This is a genomic window from Bacteroidota bacterium (assembly GCA_016706255.1).
In the GTDB taxonomy this organism is placed as follows: Bacteria; Bacteroidota; Bacteroidia; order Chitinophagales; family BACL12; genus UBA7236.
The window spans coordinates 199,765-223,716 of record JADJJZ010000029.1; the positions used below are offsets into that span (position 1 = coordinate 199,765).

Below are 23,952 nucleotides of genomic sequence, written 5' to 3' on the forward strand. Positions count from 1 at the left end.
GAAAAATTATTTACCATTAATATTAACCGTATATTTTAATGTAAAGTTTCTTGGCGCTTCCATCATGGCAGGTCGCTGACTGTATTCGCGGTTTAATACATTATTACACAATAATGCCACTTCATTTTTTTCATTTACATTGTATGCTAATCTGATATCTAAAACATAATCTCCTGTATTATGTGCATCACGATAATCCTGTAAACCATCAATGATATATAAATTAATTGCAGGAATTATCGGGTCAACAAATGCAGCATCAACAGCTTCCATAAAACTATTGTAATTGCAGGTAACACCAATTCTAAATTGTTTAATTGTGCTTTCAGCATCAAATTTTATTGTATGTCGGAAACGATATTTTAATACATTATAATCTGCACTGGATAACACATTTTGTAATGAATCGAAATCCTGGAATTTAGGGTCGATATAGGTATAACCTACAATTAAAGTGGTTGGTATTGTTCCGATTTTGCCTTCACCAATAAATGAAATTTCAGCACCTGAAATTCTGGTGTCACCGATGTTCAGCGACATAAATCCCGGGAAAGGGTAATAACCGAAAGTAAATTCCATCATGTTATTGTATTCAGAAATGAATCCTGAAACATCAAGCATACCTTGCCAATTACTGATTTTTACGCCTTGCTTAATGCCGAGTTCTGCACTCCATCCCGTTTCTGATGTAAGATCAGGATTTGGGAAAATACTTAATCCGGTAACGGTTGTCGAAATATACTTTTCTGCAATTGTCGGAAACCGATAACCCTGCCCCCATGACGCACGCAGAAAGGTGTATTTAGCCAACTGATAATTTGCACCTACTCTGAATACCGGTCGCGATTCATTTAATCCTGAAATCTGATTAAACTCATAACGCAATCCTGCACTTAAATTTAATTTATCAAACAATTTTTTATCTGCCTGCAAATACATTGCTTCGTTTGAAGAGTGATAAGTGGAATCACCATATAATTCAGCACTCACCTGTGTGTAACTAGCTAAAACACCTGCACTTAACACAAATGCATATTCATCAAAATGTTTTTGGTATTGATATTCACCATAAAATAAATCATTAAAATTACTTTGTTCGGTGGTCACTGTTTTATTGTGATTACCGTAATATCGGGTTAATATTTTATGACGATTTCCTTTTGCATCATAAAAATTAAGAAACGGATCAATGGTAATTTTAAATCCCTGATTAAAGGCTGTAGTACCCGGTGCTGCCGCATATAAACCGGAATCAATACCATCCCAAAAAAAGAAACTCGACGAACGGTTTACCTGCGTATTCACATTTAATCCGACAGCTAAATTTTCATTGATACGATAACGCGTATTTACATTAAACCGGCCTCTGCGCTGATAAATTTCTTTTAAATAACTATCCTGTGTGTACACATAGGCTCCGGTTACTAAATCGAAGCGACCAAATTTTTGGCGATGTGCGAAGTTGGCTCCGGCAAAAAACGGAAAATTGTCATCCCACCATTTTTGAGCTGTATCAGAAGGTGCATTATATACCCCATTAAAAAATCCAAATTTTGTTTCAGGTTCCGATGTAGGATAGGCAGTACGCACATTAATAATTCCATTTAATGCACTTGAACCATATAACGCACTTGCTGCACCTTTAATAATTTCGACCTGCTGAATATTTTCCATCGGAATAAAATCCCAGCTTGGAAAACCGGCATCACCTGTTAATATGGGCAAATCATCCATCAACAATAAAACCCTGCTGCCTGCACCATAACTATATCCTGAACCACCACGAATATTTGCCTGACCATCAATAACACTCACACCCGGAATGCGCTGAATACTCTGGTCTAATTTTACATCATTGGTATGCGCAATTAAATCAGCCTTAATAACATCTATGGTAACTGTTTCTTCACCAATCTTTTTTTCGAATTTACTGCCTGTAACAACAATGGTATTTAAGATACTTTCATCCTGAGATAATTTTAATTCGATAGTATATTTTTGACCGGCATATAATATTACTTCCCCTTTCAACTTTTCGTATCCGATGTAACTAACTGTAAACTGATACGTTCCTGCCTCAGTGCTAATAATAAATTTGCCTTCAAAATCGGTTGAAGCCCCTTGTTGGTTGTTGAGTAAGATAGTTGCACCAATCAGCGGCTCAGCTGTTTTGGCATCAATAATTTTTCCGGAAAATTCTGCTGTTTGGGCAAAAGTAAATTGTAATAACAAGGCTGCAAATAAAAACAAAACACTTCGCTTCATAATCATGTGTGGTTGTGTTGGGTAAAGATAGGCATTGTTGATTTACGACAAAATGTAAAAACCGATGTTATGCACATCTAAAACCCTTATCAGGCATGGTTTATAAATTTGAGTACGATATTTGATTTGAGTACCTTTGTATAAACAAATCAATTGTTATGAAAAAATTTATGTTTCCCTTAGCATTAGTCCTTCTGATTGCCGCCTGTTCACGGGTGCCGATTACGGGGCGTAAACAAGTGCATTTATTACCTGAAAGTCAGATGATATCGATGAGTTTGACTGCTTATAACGACTTTTTAAAAGAAAATGATGTTGTAGAAAAAGGTAAGGATTACAGTGCGGTTAAACGTGTTTCCGATAAACTGATACCTGCAGTAGTAAACGTTTTAAAACAAGAAGGTTATGGCGAGATGGTAGAAGGATATAACTGGGAAGTAAATCTGGTTGAAAGCGACGAGCCGAATGCCTGGTGTATGCCGGGAGGTAAAATTGTGGTTTACACCGGAATTCTTGGGTATACCAAAGATGACGCAGGACTTGCGGTGGTTTTAGGCCATGAAATTGCTCACGCTATTGCACAACACGGCAACGAACGTATGAGTCAGGGTTTATTAGCTGAAACCGGATTTGTAGCCTTAGACATCGCTTTAGCCAATAAACCGACTGAAACACGCAATTTGCTTATGACTGCTGTTGGTGTTGGAACACAGGTTGGGGTTTTGTTACCGTTTTCAAGAACGCAGGAATCAGAAGCTGACCGGTTAGGACTGATTTTCATGGCTGCTGCCGGTTATGATCCGCATAATGCCATTTCATTTTGGGAACGTATGAGTGCAAATAGCACTTCTGTACCTGAATTTTTAAGCACCCATCCGAGTGATGCAACTCGTATTAGCAATATTAAAGATACTTACATGGTAGAAGCGATGAAATATTATAAAACAAATTGATTAATCGTAGCTTTGTGCAGTGCCAGCTGCTAAACGAAATATTTTCAGGTATTTACTCAGTTATTTAAAACAAATACCTGTAGAAACAACTTCCGGTGAATATAGTGGTTCACTGGAAGTTATTTTTTTTGAGGGTCGCTACATGCTCAACACCACAAATGCGACGTATTCATTTGAAGATAAATATACTTCGTATAAAACTGCATTAAAATATATCGAGCAAGAAATACCCGGCATGCAATCTGCTCTGGTATTGGGTTTGGGGCTGGGCAGTGTACCGTATATGTTGCAAACACAATTTCATTATAAAGGTATTGTAGATTGTGTTGATATCGATAGCACAATTATTCATCTCGCAAAAAAATATTATCCATCAGCAACTTTATTTGATAAATTAAACATTCATCAGGCAGATGCGTATACCTGGATGCAATTAAATGAAAAACAGTTCGACCTGATTGCAGTTGATTTATTTATTGACCGTTTTATTCCACAACAATTTCATTCCATTCCTTTTTTAGAAAATATTAAACGCTCATTATCTGCAAATGGCATTTTATTATTTAGTCGCCTTGAAGAAAATGGAAAACTCGAAGCACAATTAGTAAAAAATGTAATGCAGGTTTTTCCGGAGGCCATTGAAATTGTTGCAGGTGGCAATTTAATTTTGTGTTATCGCAATCGGAGTAAATCATGATTGGAAACGACATACATATTGCCGCATCGTTGCTCAAGTCGGGAAAAAACATTGCCATTCCTACCGAAACTGTTTATGGTTTAGCGGGTAATGCTTTTGATACAGATGCGGTGATTGGTATTTATGAAATTAAAAAACGGCCGCTATTTAACCCTTTAATAGCGCATATCGGGCATTGGGATATGGCTGAGCTTCTCAGTTCAGGCATTCCGAATGTTCTACGCCAACTCGCCATCAAATTCTGGCCGGGACCACTAACCATATTGGTACCTAAATCGGATTTAGTGCATGATATCGTAACGGCAGGCAGCCCTGACGTAGCTATCAGAATGCCAAATCATCCACTTACCCTGCAATTGTTGCAATTACTGGATTTCCCGTTGGCAGCCCCAAGCGCAAATACCTTTGGGGGAATCAGTCCAACAACAGCCTTACATGTTGACCAACAGCTTGGAGCCGCCATTCCGTATATACTCGACGGCGGTGCATGCACAATTGGGGTAGAAAGCACGATAATACGTGCAAATGCTCAAAACAAGATAGAAATATTGCGTCCGGGAGGAATAAGTGCCGAGTTACTTGCTGCAGAATTGGGGTATATGCCTGAGTTGTTAACCCATGCTGCCATTCCGTTAGCGCCCGGCATGTTAAAAAGCCATTATGCGCCTGAAATACCTTTAATACTTGGTAATATTTTACAATTGGTTAATGAACATCCGGGTAAAAAAATTGGGGTACTCTCCTACAATAAAAAGATTGAACATCCTTCCATTATTTACAGTGAACAATTAACAATGCATAACGATCTGCACGAGGCGGCAAGAAATTTATTTGCTGCTATGCGCAAGCTTGAAGGTTCGGGTGCAGAAATTATTCTAGCTGAAAAAGTTCCGAATCACGACATCGGAATTGCTATAAACGACCGATTATCAAGGGCTTCAGCATAATGATGTAGTGATGTATAATTCAAAAGATATTTATACCTTTACACCTGTAATGCTGTGTTGATGAGATTGGCACGGTTTTTACAAATATACCTATCATAAAAAATCAATAAACAAAATGAAAAAAGCAACTTTACTCCTGGTTATGGTAACCGCCTTTCTGTTAAATAACAGTTATGCCCAGGTGACTACAAAAGGAGGAACTTCTAAAACTGAAACTGAACCTACAAAATCTGACAAATCAGATAAATCTGATAAAAAAGATAAAGTTCAGGATGAAATGTCGAAAGATGCTGCTACAACAGCTAAAGATTGGACTACAAAAATGAAGGAAATTTGCAACCTTGACCCTACACAGGAAAAAAAGGTAATGGAAATCAACCTTCGTTATGCCAACAAATTGGAAGAATTAAAAACCAAATACAAAGGCATGGAAAATCCAAATGCTGATGCTGCAAAAGCTGAAAAAGATGAATTGACAAAACAACGTTTCAAAGAATATTCTAACGTTCTTTCAAAAGAACAAATGCAGAAATTCAAAGATTATCGTCAATCTAAAAAAGGTGAAGAAGCAGAAGGTGACAAAGCAGGTAAAAAAGATGATGTAAAAGAAAAATACAAAAATGCTACACCTGAAGAAAAAGAAAAGATGAAAGAAGAAATGAAAGAGAAAAAAGATAAAAAAAGTAACAATTAATTCTTTTTCAATCTGAATAAAATTTAGCCTCGCATTCGTGCGGGGCTTTTTTTATGCTATAAATTGTTACCGGTAACATAACTACCCTTTACCATTGTGATTAAATTGTGTTGCACAGATAATCTCGATAGGTGTAATACTATTAAATCATACAAGCATACAGCATTGAATACTGATTTAATGTTGCAATAAAACGAAGTGGAAATTAGTTTTTAGAAATCCATGCATCCTTTATCCCGGTAGTGGTTACAAAGGTTTCATGGAATTCGGAAATCGTTGTGCCGTCAGGAATATTTACAGCAGCAAGTTTATATTTGCCCCAAGGTTTGATATAACCATCATACCCTTTTTCTTTCAGTTTGGCAATTACCACCTGCGCTTCTGCATCACTGTAAAATGAGCCTGCGGAAATAAAAAATCCGGTTGATTTAGGTGCGGTTACAACAGGTTTTTCAATCGGTTGAATTGTTTCCTGCTGAACAGCTATATCCGGTTCAGGAATAGTTGCGGAAATGGTATCGGGATTAGTACTTCTGAAATAAACGATAGAAGGATTTTTATCAAATTTTACCGGCTCATATTTTTCGAGCAAGTAATTATTTTTTGTAAACACCTGATTTAATCCGAAAATCTGCGCATAATTATAACCATTCATACTACTCTGAATAAAAATCTGCATTGTAAGCATAGTTAATAATAATACAGCGGCAATTGGTAATAATGCATCCGTTGCTTTTCTCTTTTTAACCGGTTTTTGAACTACAATTGCTTCCATTGTTTTGGTAACAGTTGTTTGTTCTCTAACAATCGGCTGAGCGGTGAAGGAATAAAGGCCGTATGATTGCATCAGGAAATTCTGTGCATTATCAGCCAGAAACTGAATGTTATTTTCAACATCCATTATCAATCGACCGATACCGGCGAGTTTTACCGGCTTATGTTCAGCTAAAGCGGTGTTTATCTGGCCAACAAACTCTTTAATCAGCAATTCAGCCTGATATTTAGAGATGTTTTCCCCTCTGGAAATGGCATCAACCAGCAAACCATCGTTGTTTACGAGTTTAACGTTGAAAGCCACACTTTTGGAAGGGCTGTTGAAGATAAATGAGGTGGGATGCACCTTTGCTGGCTGATAATTCGTCACAAAACCACCAAAACCGGGCACAATCACACAATTGTGATCGTATAGGAGTTTGCTGATATGTTGCGCGATTTTATACACCTGAACCGTATTTATTTGCAAATATCATACGGTTCGGGTGTTAAAAAAATGTGAAGAAATCCACCGAGTGTTTAAAACGTGAAGGAGAGCCCGCCTAACACCTGGATTCCGTAGGATGGATAGTTGTAATAACGCTGATATTTGAACGAAGCCATATTATTTACATTCAGGAAAATGTTGAAATACTTGGAATACATGTAGTTTGCACTAATATTCATATCTACAGCCCCTTTAATTTCAGCATCAGTTCCGTCTGATAACAACGCGTACGACTTATTAACCCCAAAAATATCGGCAGTCATGTTCAGTTTGTGGTTGAATTTATATAAACCACTGATAGTCCATTCCATGTTTGGGCGATGATAAGGCTGAGCTAACTCGGCAACCTCTGAAAACGAAAACAGGTTTAAGGAACCGGTTATTCTGAAGCGGTCGGCATCAAAGTAGCTTAATTCGAGATTTCCTCCCCAAATAGTAGCGTCAGAATAAACAATGTTGAATCGTTTCATATCCAGTGAATCGTTGATATAAAAAGGCATGTCTTTAGCCAGTTTCTGATATCCTTTCACTGCAAAACTGAAGTTACCATTAGTTGAACCTCTCAAACCTGCATGAATTTCGTTGATTGGTGTATTTTTAAAAATCAGGGTATCGTTTACAAATGGATTTTCTTTTACAATATTGGCAAAACTGTTTACCTGTAAATGTCCTTCCCATCCTGCAACAAAAACAAATTTATCGCCTGCTAAATCGTAACTGAAAACCGCATCGGGCAATACATAAGCATTGCTCGATTTATCCACTTTAGTTTCAATTCCGGCATTTAATGACCATTGGTCGGTAATCATTTTATAATAAGGTTTTACCCCAACAAGTGAATTATCATGTTCTGTTGCGCCTGAATAGCTGAAATATTCATACGAAACTTCTGCACCGGCAATACTATTGTTTTCCAGTTCTTTCTCGCCCCAGGCAGATAAAAACGGATGTATTTCTTTGTATTTATTAATATCCATAATACCATCAAAACCTGCTTTCAATCCAAAATCCATATTCAGCGGATTGTCGCCGATATTGTGAAATCCTAAACTGGCACCGTAATTATTATAAATCTGACGCACGTCTTTTTCATCAAAAGAAATGCTGTCGCTGTCGTAACCATAATAATGAAACGTATTTCTCGAATAAAAAGCATTGATAGGCAACGCATATTTATCATCAAAATAAAATTTAGTGGTTCCTCCTACCCTAAGGTCATTATAATTTTGATTTTCGATTTTGCTGTTGGAAGAAATATATTTTGCAAACAAACCGTAATTATATTTTTTATTGCGGTCAGAGTTCAGATATACTTCTGCAAGCGGAGTGAGTTGTGTTCCAAAACCGGCTTTTACAAAAACATTTTCAATGGCTTCCGGTTTAGCGTCGGGCATACGTATTGGTTTAACCTTAACCGGCTGATAAGGAATCTGATAAAACTCAATTGGAATATCATATTCCTGTGATTCCGGTTTGCTTTTATTTTCAGGTAATGCTGCAGAAAAATTTTCTTTAACTGCATCTGCTAATACCGGATTATAACCGCTAACTACGTCTACATCTTCATCACCAACATTTGTTTGCGCAAAACTGTTTGTTGCTGCCAAACAAATTCCGGCTGTAATCAGGGTTATTTTTATATGATTGATATATTTAAACATGGTCGCTTTTATTAGTTGTTATCAAAATTTAATTCCAGTTCATCATTGCTATCATCAGGGTTAGATTTACGTTTTCCTGATTTTTCCATTTCTTCTATCTGATCCAGTTTTTGTTTTGCTAATTCAACTAGCGCAGGATCTCCTTTATAATTTTCAATGATACTGTTTAATGTTGCTTTTGCCTGAGCGAAGTCACCTTTTGCTGCACTGATATCTGCCATTAGAATATAACTTCTTACAATCCACTCTTCATAAGCAGGCATGTCGTTAATAATTTGCTGACATTTTACTTTTGATTCATCCAACTTACCTTTCTGGAATAAGATATCTGCCATATGGAAGCGCGACTCCACGCCTATTTCGTTGGTAGTTAACGCTGCAGCTTTTGAAAATGCATCGTAAGCTTTATCAATATTGTTATTGCCTAAATGTGCCTGGCCTGAATAATAATAAGCTTCGATTTTTTCATCGTTGCTAACTAAATCGTTGGCCAAAATGCGATTTGCATTTACAATTACTTCATCAAAATCGTTGAGGAAATAAGAAGTGCGCAACATACCAACCATTGCCACAAAAGTATTTTCTTTATAATCAGCTACTTCATACAATCTGTTATAATAAGTATATGCAGTTTTGTAATCTTTATTTTGATAATATTCAATCCATCCTGCTCTAACTAAAGCATATTCGAGGAATTTACCTTTATTACTTTTAATTATGGATTCATAATCCGGTAAGGCTTTCGCATATTGGGTTACTTTAAAATACGCTTCACCACGATAAAATTCTGCTTCGGTTTTATACTGACCTTTTGGATATTCACGTAAATAATCGCTGAATGCAATTGCTGCACCGGAATATTCGCCTAAGTCATATTTATTTTTAGCGTAATTATATTTTTCACCTTCAATTGCGGTGGTTGGTGCAACTCCATCAGCAGCGCCAGTATCACCTGTTACGGTTACGATATCGAGTAAGCCTTCTTTTGCTTCATTTCCTTCCGGTGAATTAGGAGAAATTTCATACGCCATTTTGTAATATTTTTCAGAGTTGGCGTAATCTTTTTCGTTGTAATAAATTAATCCTAATTTCAAATATGCTTTTACGGTATAACTACTGTTTGGTTTAGATGCTACCAAGTCTTTAAACGCAGTAATGGCACTGCTGTTTTGCTTCATGATGAAATAGGTATTGGCAATTTCATACATCGCATCATCCACATACAGTGAATTTGGGTATTTAGATTTCAGTTGTTGTAAGGTGGTAATTTTTCCACTATTATTGTTTTGTAAACCCTGCAACATCCCTTTTTGATACATCGCATAGTCAACACCCTTACTATTGTTGTCTATTATTTTCGTGTAATTGGTTTCCGCTTTTTTATAATCTTTTGTCATAAAATAACAATCGCCCAATCGCAACACCGCGTCGATGTAAACATTATTCTGAGTATTATCCGTTTTACTGGTTTTCAGACTGGTTGTTACTTTCGTAAAATAATTACTTGCATTGCTATATGATTTCTGTTTGAAATAGCTGTAACCAATGGTATAATTAGAATACGGAACTGTTGTTTCTTCAGGTAAATCTTTAGCAACTTTTGATAAATCCTGGAATTTAACATGATTATTAATGGCTAAAGCATATTTCGATTCATTAAAACGAATTTCACCTATCCAGAAATAACATGCAGCCTGTAAGTCAGCGTTGATAGGGTTTTCGAGCGACTGATTAAACATTTTATCAGCCTCTGTATAATTTTTCTGATTAAATAACTGCACACCGCTGTAATAAGAAACTTTTTGATAAGCTTCTTTCAGCTTAGGTGTTTTTTGTGGAATTTTATCAATCACTTCCATTGCTGCAACATAATCGTTGGTGTTGAGCAATGAACTGGCGAGTAATTCTTGTGCTTCTAATTTGTTTGAACCTTTAGGATATTGTTTTAAATAATCCTGTAAAGCTGTTACTGCAGCTGTATAATATTCCGATTCATAACTCAGCTTGCCATAATTAAATAATGCATTTTCATGAATAGCTTCATCAATACCAATTCTTGATGCCTCCATAAATGCGTTTCTGGCTTCGTCTTTTTTATTGAGTTTAATATAACAGTTACCATACAAAAACTGAATATGCTGATACAAAGTATCATTATCATCAGATGTTTCCTTAAGCACTGTTAATGCAGCGTTGTAGTCAGATGTTTTGTAATGCGTATAAGCTAACTGGTAATAATCTTCATCCCTGATGTTTTTTGCTTTCTCAATATAATAACTCAGGTATGGTAAAGCTTTACGATAATTGTTTTTATAAAAATGCGCCTGTCCCAATAAGCTGTTAATTTCGGCGTAATACACCAATTTGGTATCAGCCATAAGCGGTTCAGCATAACTCACCACCTTATCAAATTTCTTTTGCTGAAAATAAATATTGGTAATGTAATACGGAACAACTGATGAATAAGGCGTTATTTCTTTTACTATTTCAAAACAAGCCAGTGCATTTTCGTAGTTACCTTCTTCCTGCTGAATAAATCCGTAGTAATAATTTGAGCCATAGTAGTACGGACTGTTTGGTTTATCTTTTAATTGCGCGAACATCACCTTAGCTTCGGTGAAACGTTTTTTATTGAAGAGACTGTAGCCGTATTGAAATTTATATAAATCCCGTTCTTCCAGTGAAAGGTCTTTTACATCCACTTTTTCGTACCAGGTAACGGCATTGGTGTATTCCTTTTTATTGTAGTAAATCTTACCTAACTGATTGTAAGCTGAACCCAATAATACATGGCCTGGATTATTATGCACAAAGTCCAACATCAACTTTTCAGCATCCGGATTTTGTAATTCGATAGCACAAATGGCCGCATAATATTGACTATTAGCGATATAAGCTATTATTTCGCCATCTGTTCCTTCGGGTTTTATTGCGCCAACCTCATTAAATAATTCCTGGGCAGTGGAATACATTTTATTATCAAACAATTCCATCCCCTTTTTGTAATCTTTATACACATCGGTATAAATCATTGACTGTTGTGCCTGTAATCCGGCATATAACAGTAACAATGTACATGTAACAACAATTTTATTTCTTAACATAGTTAAATTTCAGTAAAGTATGCCTACACGACAGGCAAAATAGTAATATGAAAAAATCAAGCCGAAAATTACGGCTATTAACGAGTAGTAACAGTTAAATCATATCAAAATGAATAAACACGGGTTTGTTGATAATGAACGGACTGGACAATCTTTTTATTATAAAAATTGCCGGTTTATTGGAGCAGCCTAAAATAAGTAATTATGGAAAAGTGGAAATGTTTAATGCATTTATCTAGTTAACAGGAGCTTTTTCAACCCATTTTGCATCACCGTAATAAAACCATCTGTTATTAAATTTAATAGCGGTGAATTCAAATTTTGCCGGAATGCCATTGTTGTCAAATTTCACCACAACCGCTGATACAGCCAGTTTTCCCATCTTTGAATCGCTGGTAATTGAGCGTTCATATTTACATTTTTCCCAATTATCAGTTTTTGATTTTAATGTATTAAAGTTGTTTTCGGCATTGCTGATAAATGCATCATAGGCTTTATTTATATCGGCATATTCATGATTATTATCCGCTTCAATTTTGCGGTATGTTCCTTTATCAGGTAATAAAAATGCAGATTTTTGCATATCATTGTCCCTAAACGTATCGAATAATTTTTTTGACAGTATTTCCAGGTCCGTGGTTCCATACTCAGGCTTATCACATGAAAATATGGTGCAGGTTACCGTTAAAAATAAAATGAGCTTTTTCATTGAGTGCGTGGTTTGGAGATGTAAAATTTAGATATTTTTTTAATACTAACAAATAGAACACCCTTATTATAAGAAAATTTACGCTGGAGACGAGATTATGGTTAAAATTTATACAGATGGTGCGGCAAAAGGAAATCCCGGTCCGGGTGGGTTTGGAACCATTTTGCGGTTTGGGAAGCATGAAAAGGAACTATCGGGCGGTTACCGCAAAACAACCAACAACCGAATGGAACTGATGGCCGTAATTGCGGGATTGGAGGCACTCACTAAAGAGGGACTCGAAATAACCATCTATTCTGATTCAAAATATGTAATTGATGCCATTGATAAAGGCTGGATTTATGGCTGGATGAAAACGGGTTTTGCCAAAAAGAAAAATCAGGATTTGTGGACCCGACTGATGCGCAGCTATGCAAAACATAAGGTAAAGTTGGTGTGGGTAAAAGGACATGCCGGTCACCCGGAAAATGAACGATGCGATCAATTGGCTGTTCAGGCAGCAAAAGGTTCAAAATTGCAAACAGACACCTATTATGAGCAATTACAGGATTAGAATTTATCTAATACGTTACAGTAGGTAATTGAAGATAATTGGCTGAAAATCATTAACTTAAATGAATTTCTCTTTCTAAAAATTCCTCAATTTTTTCAACCATAGCTGAAGAACCGATATACAAAGGTGTTTTTTGATGCAGTTCTTTCGGTTCAATATCCAAAATACGTTTTTTACCGTTAGATGCTACTCCCCCGGCCTGTTCAGCGATAAATGCCAGTGGATTACATTCGTACAATAAACGTAATTTTCCTTTAGGGTTTTTTGCCGTTTCCGGATACAAATAAACCCCGCCTTTGAGCATATTTCTATGAAAATCGGCAACTAAGGAGCCGATATATCTGCTGGTATACGGACGTTGCGTTTTGAAATCTTCTTCCTGTGTGTATTTGATGTAACGTTTAACCCCTTCAGGAAAATGCACATAGTTTCCTTCGTTTATAGAGTAGATAATGCCTTTGTTAGGGATTTTGATATCGGGGTGTGACAAACAAAATTCTCCGATTGATGGGTCGAGGGTAAATCCGTTTACGCCATTACCTGTAGTATACACCATCATAGTAGATGAACCATAAATGATATAACCGGCAGCAGCTTGTTCGGTACCTTTTTGTAAAAAATCCTCCAAAGTAGCTCCTCCACTAAGGCTGAGGCGACGATAGATGGAAAAAATGGTTCCTATGGATACGTTTACATCGATATTACTAGAACCGTCTAACGGATCAATTAAAACAACATACTTACCTGATTTTGAAATGGCGCCGTTAAAACTGATAAAGTTATCCTCCTCTTCACTTGCAAATCCGCAAACCTCACCACCTGCCATAAGGGCACTCATAAACTGGTTATTTGCATAAACATCAAGCTTTTGCTGGGCTTCACCGCTCATGTTTTCGCTGCCTTGGGCACCTAAAATATCCACCAAACCAGCCTTATTCACCTCGCGGTTTACAATTTTTGCTGCTATACTGATATCGGATAATAAGCGGGTAAGTTCTCCTGTTGCGAAAGGGAAATCGCTCTGACGTTCAATTACAAATTCACCTAGTGTTGTTACCTTCATAAGTAGTTGTTGTTGAGGCAAAGTTAACACAAAAACCTCCGCTTGTAAGTTTATTTAGGTTACCGACGTATTTTTAGGGCATGGAAATCATCATCAGAAAGGCTGAAATTGCCGATATGCAAGCCATTCACGGCCTGGTTCAAAAACTTGCCGAATACGAAAAATCTCCACAGGAAGTTACCACTACTCCGGACACATACCGTGCTGATTTTGAGCTAGATAGATTTGATGCAATAGTGGCAGTTTCCGCTGAAAACGATACTATTTTGGGTGTGGCCCTGTATTATGCTGCTTATTCTACCTGGAAAGGGCATTATTACTGGCTGGAGGATTTCGTTGTGGATGATGCATTTAGAGGTAAGGGTATCGGCAAATTATTGTTTGATAAGATGCTGGAAATAACCAAAGCTGAAGGCACATTCTTAAAATGGCAGGTGCTCGACTGGAATGAACCGGCTATAAATTTTTACGATAAATACGGAGCTGAATATTTAAAGGAATGGATAACCTGCAGATTGAGATAATTTAACCCATTTATGACCTGTTGTAATCTGTAGTAAAATCTTGACCATAACAATACACATTTTAAACAGCAATAATTTACAAGCTAAATATAATTTGCAGCATCTATCTTTGAGCTATGAAAGTGTTTAAATTCGGTGGAGCATCGGTTAAGGATGCAGAAGGCGTAAAAAATGTAGCTACAATTATAAATCGTTTTCCCGGCGAACAACTGGTTATTGTTGTTTCGGCTATGGGTAAAAGTACAAATGCATTAGAGGTAATTGTTCAAAATGCATTTGAAGATAAGGCGTATCAGGATGAATTAAATCAATTGTATGAGTATCACAAAAACATTGTTGATGCATTACAAATTCATGTTGAATTAAATTATTTTATCGATTTAATTATTCAACAACTGGAAGGCAATCGTAAAATGGCTTTCCCAAAATATTATGATCAGGTGGTAAGTGTTGGAGAATTAATTTCTTCCAGTATTTTAAGTGCCTATTTAAACAGCGTGGGTATTAACAATGAATGGACCGATGCACGTGAATTAATTTTAACGGATGATACCTGGAGAGCAGGAATTGTTGATACCACAACTACTGTTGAACAAATTGATACTAAAATTATTCCTATACTAGCTAATAAACATATCGTTACGCAAGGTTTTATTGGCCGTACGATTAATGGATATACAACTACTTTAGGTCGTGAAGGTTCCGATTATACCGGAGCTATTTTTGCCAGTGCTTTAGATGCAGAAGGTTTATGGATATGGAAAGATGTTCCCGGCGTTTTAAATGCAGATCCGAAATTATTTAATGATGCCGTTAAACTTCCGGAGTTAACGTATTATGAAGCGATAGAAATGACGTATTACGGTGCATCAGTAATCCATCCAAAAACCATACAACCCTTACAGTTAAAGCTTATCCCGTTATATGTGAAATCATTTTTACATCCTGATGCACCGGGTACTGTTATACGCACCAACGAAAAATTTATTGCGTATCCACCCATCATCATGCATAAAAAAAGTCAGACCTTAATTTCTATTATTCCTTCACGCACTACTTTTGTCGGCGAAATGCAAATGGCGAATATTTATGCCATCTTTTTAAAACACAAACTGAGAATTAACGTAATACAAATAGCTGCACAATCGGTTTCGGTTGTTGTAGATTTTAATAAATATTTAATTGAACCTGTTATTCAGGAATTACGTGATGTATATAGTGAAGTTGCGTTAAAAGAAAATAATAACTTGGAATTACTTACGGTAAGACATTATAATGCACATATTTTGTTGCGCTTAACTGAAGGCAAAACAATTTATCTCGAGCAACAAACCAGAAACACAGTGCAGTTTCTTTATGAATAAGGACGTTCTAAAATAATACTGCCGATAATGGCATTGCGCAGGTCAAGTTCGAATGGTACACCCTGTTGTTCTTCTTCGTGAATACCATAAATCTTTTTATCTAACTGGCTGGATTCAGCGTCGTGTTCTTTTTTGCGTTCGGTACGAACAAATTGTTCAAATTCAGAGCTTTTCTTTTTTTCTTTATCGGAGATAACTTCTTTAGAAACATAAACCTGTTGGAGATTAACAGCTTCCTTTTTTTGTTGCTGTTGTTTTTGCACAACAGGTTGTTTCGGACGTATATTTTTTTCTGAGTAATCAGGCAGTTTTTTTCCTGTCTGATTTTCTTCCATCTGTTTCTGTAATTCTTTAAATATTTCCTGGAAGGTTTGTTGTGGTTTTTTTTGTGTTGTAGTCGTATTCGGCCTTGCTTGTTGGGTTGTACCATCTCCCACCAATTTACCTTTTATAAATTTGATAATCCTGTTCCCGATAAACAGCCAGAATAATATGATCAAAATTGAACCAATTCCTTCCATGCCACTAAGATAAGGTATAATGCCCTGAATTGACAAATTGACTATCCACCCACAAAAAAACTGCGTAAAATGCTGCATTAAAATATGCAAGTTATACATAGGTTTATACACAGAAATTTGCAGAAATCGCCCTATTTTATTGCTATTACAGCGTTTTCAACGGGGGGTGCAAGTTAAAGTTATCCACGATTGTTGATTTTAATTTGAGCGCATTTTTGATGTTGGTTAAGCAGTACATTTACTTTGTAGCCTGAGGAAAAGAGACTATGAAACTAAGTACATTAGAAATCAAGGGATTTAAAAGTTTTGCAGATAAAACGGTACTCCATTTTAACGAGAACATTACGGGAGTTGTGGGGCCGAACGGTTGCGGTAAATCGAATGTTGTGGATGCCATTCGCTGGGTGTTGGGGGAACAAAAGCCTACAGCACTAAGGACAGAGAAAATGGAAAACCTGATTTTTAATGGTACCAAAGCCCGAAAGTCGTCAGGTATGGCTGAGGTGAGTTTAACTTTCGAAAATACCAGAAATCTGTTGGCATCGGAGTTTTCAACCGTTACCGTTTCCCGCCATTATTTCAAAACCGGTGAAAGTGAATACCGCATTAACGGTGTTACCTGCCGTTTGAAGGACATTCATAACTTGTTTTTAGATACCGGTATCAGCACCGACTCCTACTCTATTATCGAGTTGGGTATGTTGGATGATATTTTACATGATAAGGATAACTCGCGCCGTAAATTATTTGAACAGGCTGCAGGGATTTCAAAATACAAATCGCGCAAAAAGGAAACACTGAACAAACTGAGCGCTACTCAAGTGGATCTTGACCGCGTTGAAGATTTATTGTTTGAGATTGAAAATAACCTGAAAGAACTAGAAAAGCAGGCAAAACGTGCTCAGCGTTATCAAAAATTAAAAGGTGATTATAAGGATAACAGTATTGACCTGGCCGTTTTAACACTGCAGTCGCAAAAAGATATTTACAAGGAGCTCAACGAACAGCAAACATCAGAAAGTGATGTAAAACTGAAAATTGAGACCGAGATCAATGCATTGGAAGCTAGCATTGCCGATAAAAAAACGGCATTGGTTGATAAAGAACAATCGCTGAGTAAATTGCAAAAAGACTTAAATGCAGTTACCAACGATATTCATACAAAAGAAAACGACAGTAATTTAAGTAAAGAACGTATCCGTTTTCTTGAAGAAAAGCAGGTTAGTTTAAATAAGAATATCAGTGAGGCGGAAACGTATATTCAATCAACTGAAGGTGATATTGCAGGGTTAGAACAACGTGTTGCAGAAGAAATTGAACATTTGAGCGGAATTAAACAATCGTTGCAAAAGTTTTTGGAAGATTTGGAAAAAGCCAAAAACGACCACGATGTATTCCGCGAAAAATTGGAAACTACACAAAACATTTTTAAATCGGCAGAACGTGAATTGTATGATGTAGATAAAAAAATTGCCATCAACAAAGTACGCCTCGAAAATTACCATCGCGAATTAGGCAATATTGAATCAGATAAAGGCAGTCATGGCGATAAGCTGGACCCTTTACGCGCCGAATTGGTTGTGTTTGAATCATCGAAAGCTGAAGCACAAACAAAGGTTGATGATTTAGTAAAAGCTGAAAATGAGCTGAAAAATACCATCTCAGCCCTACAAAAAGACATCGAAAAAACACGCACCGAATTAGGAAATGCGAGAAGAAGTTTAGATGCGAAGAAAAACGAATTCAATCTCACCAAAAACATGTTCGAAAGTTTTGAAGGATTTCCTGAATCCATCAAATACTTAAAGAAAAATGTACCGAGTATGAAGGAATCGCCTTTATTATCGGATGTGGTGAGTTGTAGTGATGATTATAAAACGGCAATTGAAAGTTTCCTCGATCCTTGGTTAAATTATTATATCGTTCAAAATATGGCACATGCCATTGAAGCGGTAAATGAACTGGCCAACAAGGAAAAAGGACGCGCGAATTTCTTTTTATTATCAGAATTTAAAAACGGCAACGGCGGACAGAAAATTGACGGCGTTACTTCTGCACTGGATGTTGTAAGTGTAAATGATAAATACAGCGCATTAGTTAAACATTTATTAGGTAATGTATATATAGTTGCGGGAGATGAAGATTTTGCAACGGTAAGTGAAAAAATTAGTGCTCAACATCCTGATGTGCATTTATTACATAAATCGGGAAAAATTGCGAAATCGGGAAAAACAATTACCGGTGGTTCAGTAGGTTTATTTAAAGGCAAACGTATTGGTCGCGAAAAAACATTAGAAACGCTGGAAGCGGCAATTAAACAGTTCCAGGAAGAAGAAAATGTAATTAATACTGCCTTAAAAGAAAAACAAACACAGTTACAGGAATTACAGCAATCGAGCCACGACAAGGCGATACAGCAGGCGCGTGAGGAGTTGAATAAAACCGTTCAGCAATTAATATCTACCAAAGCAAGAATTGAATCGATAGAACAATTGTTGCAGCAAATGGAAGATAAAAAAGCTGCATTTACGCGTCAGATTCAGGAAACGGATGAAGAAAGTATTCGTTTAAACGAAGCACATGAAAAACAATTAGCTGCTAAAGAAGAACGTCAGCGTGAATTGCTTGATATGGAAGTTGCTTACCGCGAAGTAGCTGAGAAATTAAATTTCCATAGCAATCAGTATAATCAGGAAAATATTAAATACCATCAGCAACTCAATAAATTCCAGAGTGTTGAGCAGGATTTAAATTACAAACGTTCGAGAAGAGATGAAGCAATTGCTACTGTAAATAATAGTAAAAAACAACTTGAAGAAGTAACGGAGGAAATAGCCGATACCAATAAAAAGCTGGAAGAGATTCGCGAGATATTACTGAAAATGTATGATGAAAAAACAGTAATGGAGCAAATGCTCAGTCGCGAGGAAGAAACTTATTACGGCAGTCGTGGTGAAGTTTCGGAAACCGAAGATAAAATAAAGGCATTACAGAAAAAGAAAGACAGCAGCGAACATGCATTAGGTTCAATTAAAGACAGGTTGAACGACATGAAGGTGCAGTTAGCCGGTATCAAAGAAAGATTATGGGTTGAATTCCAGGTTGAGCTTGATAGTATTATTGATAATGCCCCGCCTCAGGATATTACCATTGAAGAATTGCAGGAAAAAGTAGATGCTGCTAAAAAGCGTATCGAAAATTACGGTGAAGTAAACCCGATGGCGATTCAGGCATTTGAGGAAATGAAAACGCGTTACGATTTTATTAAAACACAACGCGAAGATTTGTTGAATGCTAAAACCTCGTTGCTTACCACTATTCAGGAAATTGATGAAACGGCCCGCAAAAAATTTGATGAGGCGTTTGTGCAAATCAGAGATAATTTTAAAATGGTATTCCGCTCCTTGTTTAATGAGGAAGACGATTGCGATTTAATTTTAAAAGATGATTACGATCCGCTGGAAGCACAAATTGAAATTATCGCAAAACCAAAGGGTAAAAAGCCACAGGTAATTGACCAGTTGAGTGGTGGGGAGAAAACATTAACCGGTATGAGCTTATTATTTGCGTTGTATTTGATTAAGCCGGCTCCATTCTGTATTCTGGATGAGGTAGATGCACCTTTGGATGATAATAATATCATGAAATTTAATAATACCATCAGAAAGTTTGCAGATAAATCACAATTTATTATTGTGACACACAACAAACGCACCATGGCTGAAGTAGACGTTATTTACGGGGTTACTATGCCTGAACAGGGTATTAGTAAGGTTGTTCCGGTTGACTTCAGGGGATTGAGTGCAAACTGATTTGGTTTTTAAAAATAATTTCGCAACTTTATACAATTATATGCGGTTGTATTTAGTTGCGATATTATTTTTTAGTGCAGGTGCACTCAGAGCACAGTATACGGCAACGTATTATTTCAACAGTGCTTACCGACAAGTTACCAATACAAAAAATGCCACTTACCGCGCCGAGGTAACCACCAAAACAAAAACACTGGAAGGCGCAGCCGATATTCGAGTTTATACTATCGCTGATACGCTGGTTCAACGATATAGTTATGCTGATATAAAAACAGGTTTACGTTCAGGCAATCTCGTTTTATTTTACGAAACCGGAGAGCCGAAACGTATGATTGTATATGATGCAGAAGGCAAACCTACGCAGGATGAACAGTATCTGCAGAACGGTAAAACAGAAGTAATAACTAAATATCAGGGTAAAATCATCATTGAATATTTACACTTTTATTATCCGGGCGGCCAGTTGCATAATGTTACAAAATTTGTAAGTGGGGGATTAATTGATTCATCCATAACCTATTACCAAACGGGAACTAAACGTTCAATAGTAACTTACTTTCCAAATAAAACGGTTAAAACTAAAATATTATACAACGAAGACGCTTCGGTTTTAAGTCAGGTGGTGTATAATGAAAAGGGTGTTGTTACTTCTGAATTAAACAGTAATCTCGCCAATGTGCATCCTGATGATTTTGATATCTTGAAACAAACAATTGAATTTAAAGGTGGCAGCGCAGCATTGTATCAATATATTGGCGGAGAAATTCAATATCCGATGGTTGCGCGCGATAATGGAATTACGGGAACGACTTATATTAAATTTTTTGTTTCACCAACGGGAGAAATTTCTGATGCTTCTATTTTTTTACCGGTATTTCCTTTATTGGATTTTGAAGCCTTGCGTGTGGTGCATGGTATGCCTGCATGGGTTATTGGCAAACAAGAAGGAAATACAGGAGGCAGCTGGTATCGACTACCCGTAAAATTTGCAATCCAATAATTGCCTGTATATGATGAAACCGTTATATACAATACTACTCCTGATTGTTTCCAATATATTTATGACACTGGCTTGGTACGGACATTTACAATTCAAAAAAATGGGTTGGTTTAATGGTTCGGGATTATGGATAATTATTTTAATAAGCTGGGGATTGGCATTTTTTGAATATTGTTTTCAGGTTCCAGCAAATCGAATTGGAAGTAATGAATATGGTGGACCTTACAATTTATTTCAATTAAAAATTATTCAGGAAATAATTACGCTTGTAGTGTTTACTTTGATGGCAGTTTTTGTTTTTAAAACCGAGACATTGAGATGGAATTATTTGGCAGGTTTTTTTTGTATGCTATTAGCAGTATATTTTATTTTTAAAAAATGATATATGAAAAAATGGTACGTAAATACTGAATATGTATTTGTTTTATTAATAATTGTTGGATTAGCATTGCGACTGTTGCATGCAGGGCCGTCAGATTTACTTATTATGATTGGTTTTTTAGGCCTTGCATTTTGGTATTTATTTTTTGGCATTTCAGCTTCACAAGGAATGTTTGCTGCCCTTGTGCCGTTTCAACAGGATTCACCTTTTTCAAAAATTGAATCTTTTGCTATGCTTAGTATTGGCAATTCATTAAGCGTTTCACTTATTGGCATATTGTTTAAGGTTTCAAAATGGGAAGGTGGTGATTTTATGATAATGGTAGGTGGAATTAGTGCTGTTATTGGCCTGTTGATGAGCTATTTTATTTTGCGCAAAAACAGACCCGAAATTTATAATTTTATATTTTTCCGACAATTGCCTGTCACCGTTATGACAACTGTCATGCTATCGTTGGGTGATTCTTATAATTTAATCTAACTAAAGTTATGACATCTAAAATAGTAAATGAAGTAGATGCATATATTCAATCCGCACCGGAATTTGCACTGCCGCATCTAAAAGCAATACGACAATTAATTCAAGCAACAGTTCCTAAGGCTGAAGAATATGTTTCGTATGGTATACCATCTTACAAATTAAATGGCCCGTTAATTGGATTTGGCGCATTTAAAGGGCATATCAGTTTATTCATGTTGAATGGTAGTTTTTTATCTAACCCTACCTTCGATTTAAGTAAATACCCGCAAACAAAATCTGCTATACATTTTTCCTATAAAGAGAAATTGCCGGCAACAATTATTAAAAAAATTATTAAAGCACGCCTCGAAGAAAACATTGCCAACGAAAAGATTAAAGCAGAAAAAAAAGCAAAAAAATAAATTTTCATTTTAAATTCTACAATTATGCGCAATTGGTTGCTTGGATTAACAATTATAATTATCGGACAAGCTTTTGCACAAGCACCTGCTTTTCCATTTCCTCAACACACCACTTATACAGCAGGAAGTATAAAGCCTACTGTAACAACACAGGCCGGTTTAGATAAAACGGTAAAACAATTTTACAGCAAATGGAAATCCAGATATTTAGTTCCGGGTTGTGATGCAGGTCAATATTATGTGTTTTATAATTATGAAGGTTTTGCGGATCCTGCGAATGCAATTTGTGTAAGCGAGGGGCAAGGATATGGTATGCTGATAACAGCAATGATGGCCGGTTATGATCCAAATGCTAAAATATATTTCGATGGATTGTATCTATATTATAAAGCACATCCCAGTATTATAAATCCGACATTGATGGCCTGGCAGCAAGTTGCCGGTTGTGAAGATGTGCCAGGCGCAGATGCTGCAACCGATGGTGATTTGGATATTGCTTATGCGTTATTGTTAGCACATGCACAATGGGGAAGCGCAGGTGCAATTAATTATTTAAGTGAAGCAATAAATTTAATTGATGCGATTTACGATTCGGAAATCAACCATAATAATCAGACAATTAAATTAGGTGATTGGGTGAGCGGTAGTGTTTCACCAATGTCGTATAGCACACGTTCAAGTGATTTTATGCCTGACCATTTTCGCAGTTTTTTTGATGCAACCGGAGACGTAGTTTGGAACCAGACTATTGACCGTTGTTATACCATAGCAGATGCGATACAAACTAATTATTCATCAGCCACCGGATTAATGCCAGATTTTATTCGACACACAAATACGGCTCCTGATCCTGCAGCTCCTAATTTTTTAGAATCAAATTTTGATGGCGATTATTATTATAATGCCTGCCGTTTTCCATGGCGCATTGCTACCGATTATTTAATTTATGGAGATATGCGTGCTTTGGAAACACTAACACCATTAAATGCATGGATTAAAACAAAAACAAGCTCAACGCCTGCTAATATTAAAAGTGGTTATGACTTGGATTTAGGAACAGTTTTAGCCGGAAGTAATTATAATGATTTAGCATTTCAGGCACCATTTGCAGTGAGCGCAATGGTTGCATCTACAAACCAAACATGGTTGAATAACTTATGGAATTACATGAAAACCGTAAACATTAATCGCGATGGATATTATGGTAATTCTATTAAATTATTGTCGCTAATTGTAATCAGTGGAAACTGGTGGGCGCCCGATCCAGATTTATTTAAAAATGGAACAACGCAACTGACAAGTGAAAACACTATTACCATTTATCCGAACCCTGTTTCAGATGCGGGAATTACAGTTGGATTAAATTTAATGAAAGCAGAAACTGTAAAGTATAAAATTTATTCACTGACAGGTGTTGAAATGCCCATTGGCGGTAGTTTTGAAGGCAATAACGGAATTAACAATTTTGAATTACCAACAGCAGCATTACCTGCAGGAAACTACCTTATTGTAATGAATACAATAAGTAAACATCTTGTTCAACAATTTACAAAAATTTGAT

Annotated in this window: 20 protein-coding genes; 13 read left to right on the forward strand and 7 right to left on the reverse strand. The window is 36.4% G+C overall.

The features are described from left to right. Positions 1-6: 6 nt before the first annotated feature. Entirely contained in the window at positions 7-2,265 is a 2,259-nt protein-coding gene (locus IPI65_18770; protein MBK7443470.1) for a TonB-dependent receptor, read from the reverse strand. Positions 2,266-2,423: 158 nt separating this feature from the next. Here IPI65_18770 and IPI65_18775 point away from each other — a divergent pair, with 158 nt between their 5' ends. From IPI65_18775 to IPI65_18790, 4 genes are all read left to right on the forward strand, one after another. Then, the gene (locus tag IPI65_18775; GenBank protein MBK7443471.1) at positions 2,424-3,218 is read left to right on the forward strand and encodes a M48 family metallopeptidase; all 795 of its coding nucleotides are present in this window, start codon (positions 2,424-2,426) and stop codon (positions 3,216-3,218) included. A 19-nt stretch (positions 3,219-3,237) separates the two neighbouring features. After that, positions 3,238-3,915 carry a methyltransferase domain-containing protein gene (locus tag IPI65_18780; protein ID MBK7443472.1) on the forward strand — a complete coding sequence of 226 codons (678 nt, stop codon included), beginning with the start codon at positions 3,238-3,240 and terminating at the stop codon, positions 3,913-3,915. Further along, positions 3,912-4,862 carry a threonylcarbamoyl-AMP synthase gene (locus IPI65_18785; protein MBK7443473.1) on the forward strand — a complete coding sequence of 317 codons (951 nt, stop codon included), beginning with the start codon at positions 3,912-3,914 and terminating at the stop codon, positions 4,860-4,862. The genes IPI65_18780 and IPI65_18785 overlap by 4 nt, the downstream gene beginning before the upstream one ends. 115 nt (positions 4,863-4,977) lie before the next feature. After that, positions 4,978-5,556, forward strand: coding sequence for a hypothetical protein (locus tag IPI65_18790; protein ID MBK7443474.1), 579 nt, complete (start codon positions 4,978-4,980; stop codon positions 5,554-5,556). A gap of 205 nt (positions 5,557-5,761) precedes the next feature. Here IPI65_18790 and IPI65_18795 read toward each other — a convergent pair whose 3' ends face one another. The 4 genes from IPI65_18795 to IPI65_18810 form a co-directional block, all read right to left on the reverse strand. Beyond that, positions 5,762-6,799, reverse strand: a complete 1,038-nt coding sequence (locus IPI65_18795) for a hypothetical protein (GenBank protein MBK7443475.1) — start codon at positions 6,797-6,799, stop codon at positions 5,762-5,764. Positions 6,800-6,849: 50 nt separating this feature from the next. Next, on the reverse strand, positions 6,850-8,478 hold the full coding sequence (locus tag IPI65_18800) for a TonB-dependent receptor (GenBank protein MBK7443476.1): 1,629 nt from the start codon (positions 8,476-8,478) through the stop codon (positions 6,850-6,852). A gap of 11 nt (positions 8,479-8,489) precedes the next feature. After that, positions 8,490-11,582, reverse strand: coding sequence for a tetratricopeptide repeat protein (locus IPI65_18805; protein ID MBK7443477.1), 3,093 nt, complete (start codon positions 11,580-11,582; stop codon positions 8,490-8,492). Between the two features lie 235 nt (positions 11,583-11,817). Further along, the gene (locus tag IPI65_18810; protein MBK7443478.1) at positions 11,818-12,291 is read right to left on the reverse strand and encodes a hypothetical protein; all 474 of its coding nucleotides are present in this window, start codon (positions 12,289-12,291) and stop codon (positions 11,818-11,820) included. 97 nt (positions 12,292-12,388) lie between these two features. Here IPI65_18810 and rnhA point away from each other — a divergent pair, with 97 nt between their 5' ends. Continuing rightward, positions 12,389-12,844 (forward strand): ribonuclease HI, encoded by a 456-nt coding sequence (rnhA, locus tag IPI65_18815; GenBank protein ID MBK7443479.1) that lies wholly within the window; start codon positions 12,389-12,391, stop codon positions 12,842-12,844. A 52-nt stretch (positions 12,845-12,896) separates the two neighbouring features. Here rnhA and fbp read toward each other — a convergent pair whose 3' ends face one another. Then, a complete protein-coding gene (fbp, locus tag IPI65_18820) occupies positions 12,897-13,907 on the reverse strand; it encodes a class 1 fructose-bisphosphatase (GenBank protein ID MBK7443480.1) in 1,011 nt (336 codons plus the stop codon). Positions 13,908-13,987: 80 nt separating this feature from the next. On the opposite strand from fbp, the gene IPI65_18825 reads away from it, so the two are divergent. Together IPI65_18825 and IPI65_18830 are read left to right on the forward strand one after the other, a co-directional pair. Continuing rightward, complete coding sequence (locus IPI65_18825) at positions 13,988-14,431, forward strand: GNAT family N-acetyltransferase (protein MBK7443481.1); 444 nt, start codon at positions 13,988-13,990, stop codon at positions 14,429-14,431. A gap of 116 nt (positions 14,432-14,547) precedes the next feature. Further along, positions 14,548-15,795, forward strand: coding sequence for an aspartate kinase (locus IPI65_18830; protein ID MBK7443482.1), 1,248 nt, complete (start codon positions 14,548-14,550; stop codon positions 15,793-15,795). Here the strand turns inward: IPI65_18830 and IPI65_18835 are convergent. After that, entirely contained in the window at positions 15,786-16,352 is a 567-nt protein-coding gene (locus IPI65_18835) for a hypothetical protein (GenBank protein ID MBK7443483.1), read from the reverse strand. The two genes, IPI65_18830 and IPI65_18835, sit on opposite strands and share 10 nt — an antisense overlap. Before the next feature lie 230 nt (positions 16,353-16,582). On the opposite strand from IPI65_18835, the gene smc reads away from it, so the two are divergent. From smc to IPI65_18865, 6 genes are read left to right on the forward strand one after another with little or no spacing between them, the layout of a single operon-like run. After that, positions 16,583-20,128 carry a chromosome segregation protein SMC gene (gene smc / locus IPI65_18840; GenBank protein MBK7443484.1) on the forward strand — a complete coding sequence of 1,182 codons (3,546 nt, stop codon included), beginning with the start codon at positions 16,583-16,585 and terminating at the stop codon, positions 20,126-20,128. Positions 20,129-20,168: 40 nt separating this feature from the next. Next, positions 20,169-21,128, forward strand: coding sequence for an energy transducer TonB (locus IPI65_18845; GenBank protein ID MBK7443485.1), 960 nt, complete (start codon positions 20,169-20,171; stop codon positions 21,126-21,128). 13 nt (positions 21,129-21,141) lie between these two features. Continuing rightward, the gene (locus IPI65_18850; protein MBK7443486.1) at positions 21,142-21,510 is read left to right on the forward strand and encodes a DMT family protein; all 369 of its coding nucleotides are present in this window, start codon (positions 21,142-21,144) and stop codon (positions 21,508-21,510) included. 3 nt (positions 21,511-21,513) lie between these two features. Beyond that, positions 21,514-21,990 (forward strand): hypothetical protein, encoded by a 477-nt coding sequence (locus IPI65_18855; protein ID MBK7443487.1) that lies wholly within the window; start codon positions 21,514-21,516, stop codon positions 21,988-21,990. 8 nt (positions 21,991-21,998) lie between these two features. Continuing rightward, entirely contained in the window at positions 21,999-22,391 is a 393-nt protein-coding gene (locus tag IPI65_18860) for a DUF1801 domain-containing protein (GenBank protein ID MBK7443488.1), read from the forward strand. A gap of 24 nt (positions 22,392-22,415) precedes the next feature. Next, positions 22,416-23,951 carry a T9SS type A sorting domain-containing protein gene (locus IPI65_18865; protein MBK7443489.1) on the forward strand — a complete coding sequence of 512 codons (1,536 nt, stop codon included), beginning with the start codon at positions 22,416-22,418 and terminating at the stop codon, positions 23,949-23,951. The last annotated feature ends 1 nt before the right edge of the window (position 23,952 follow it).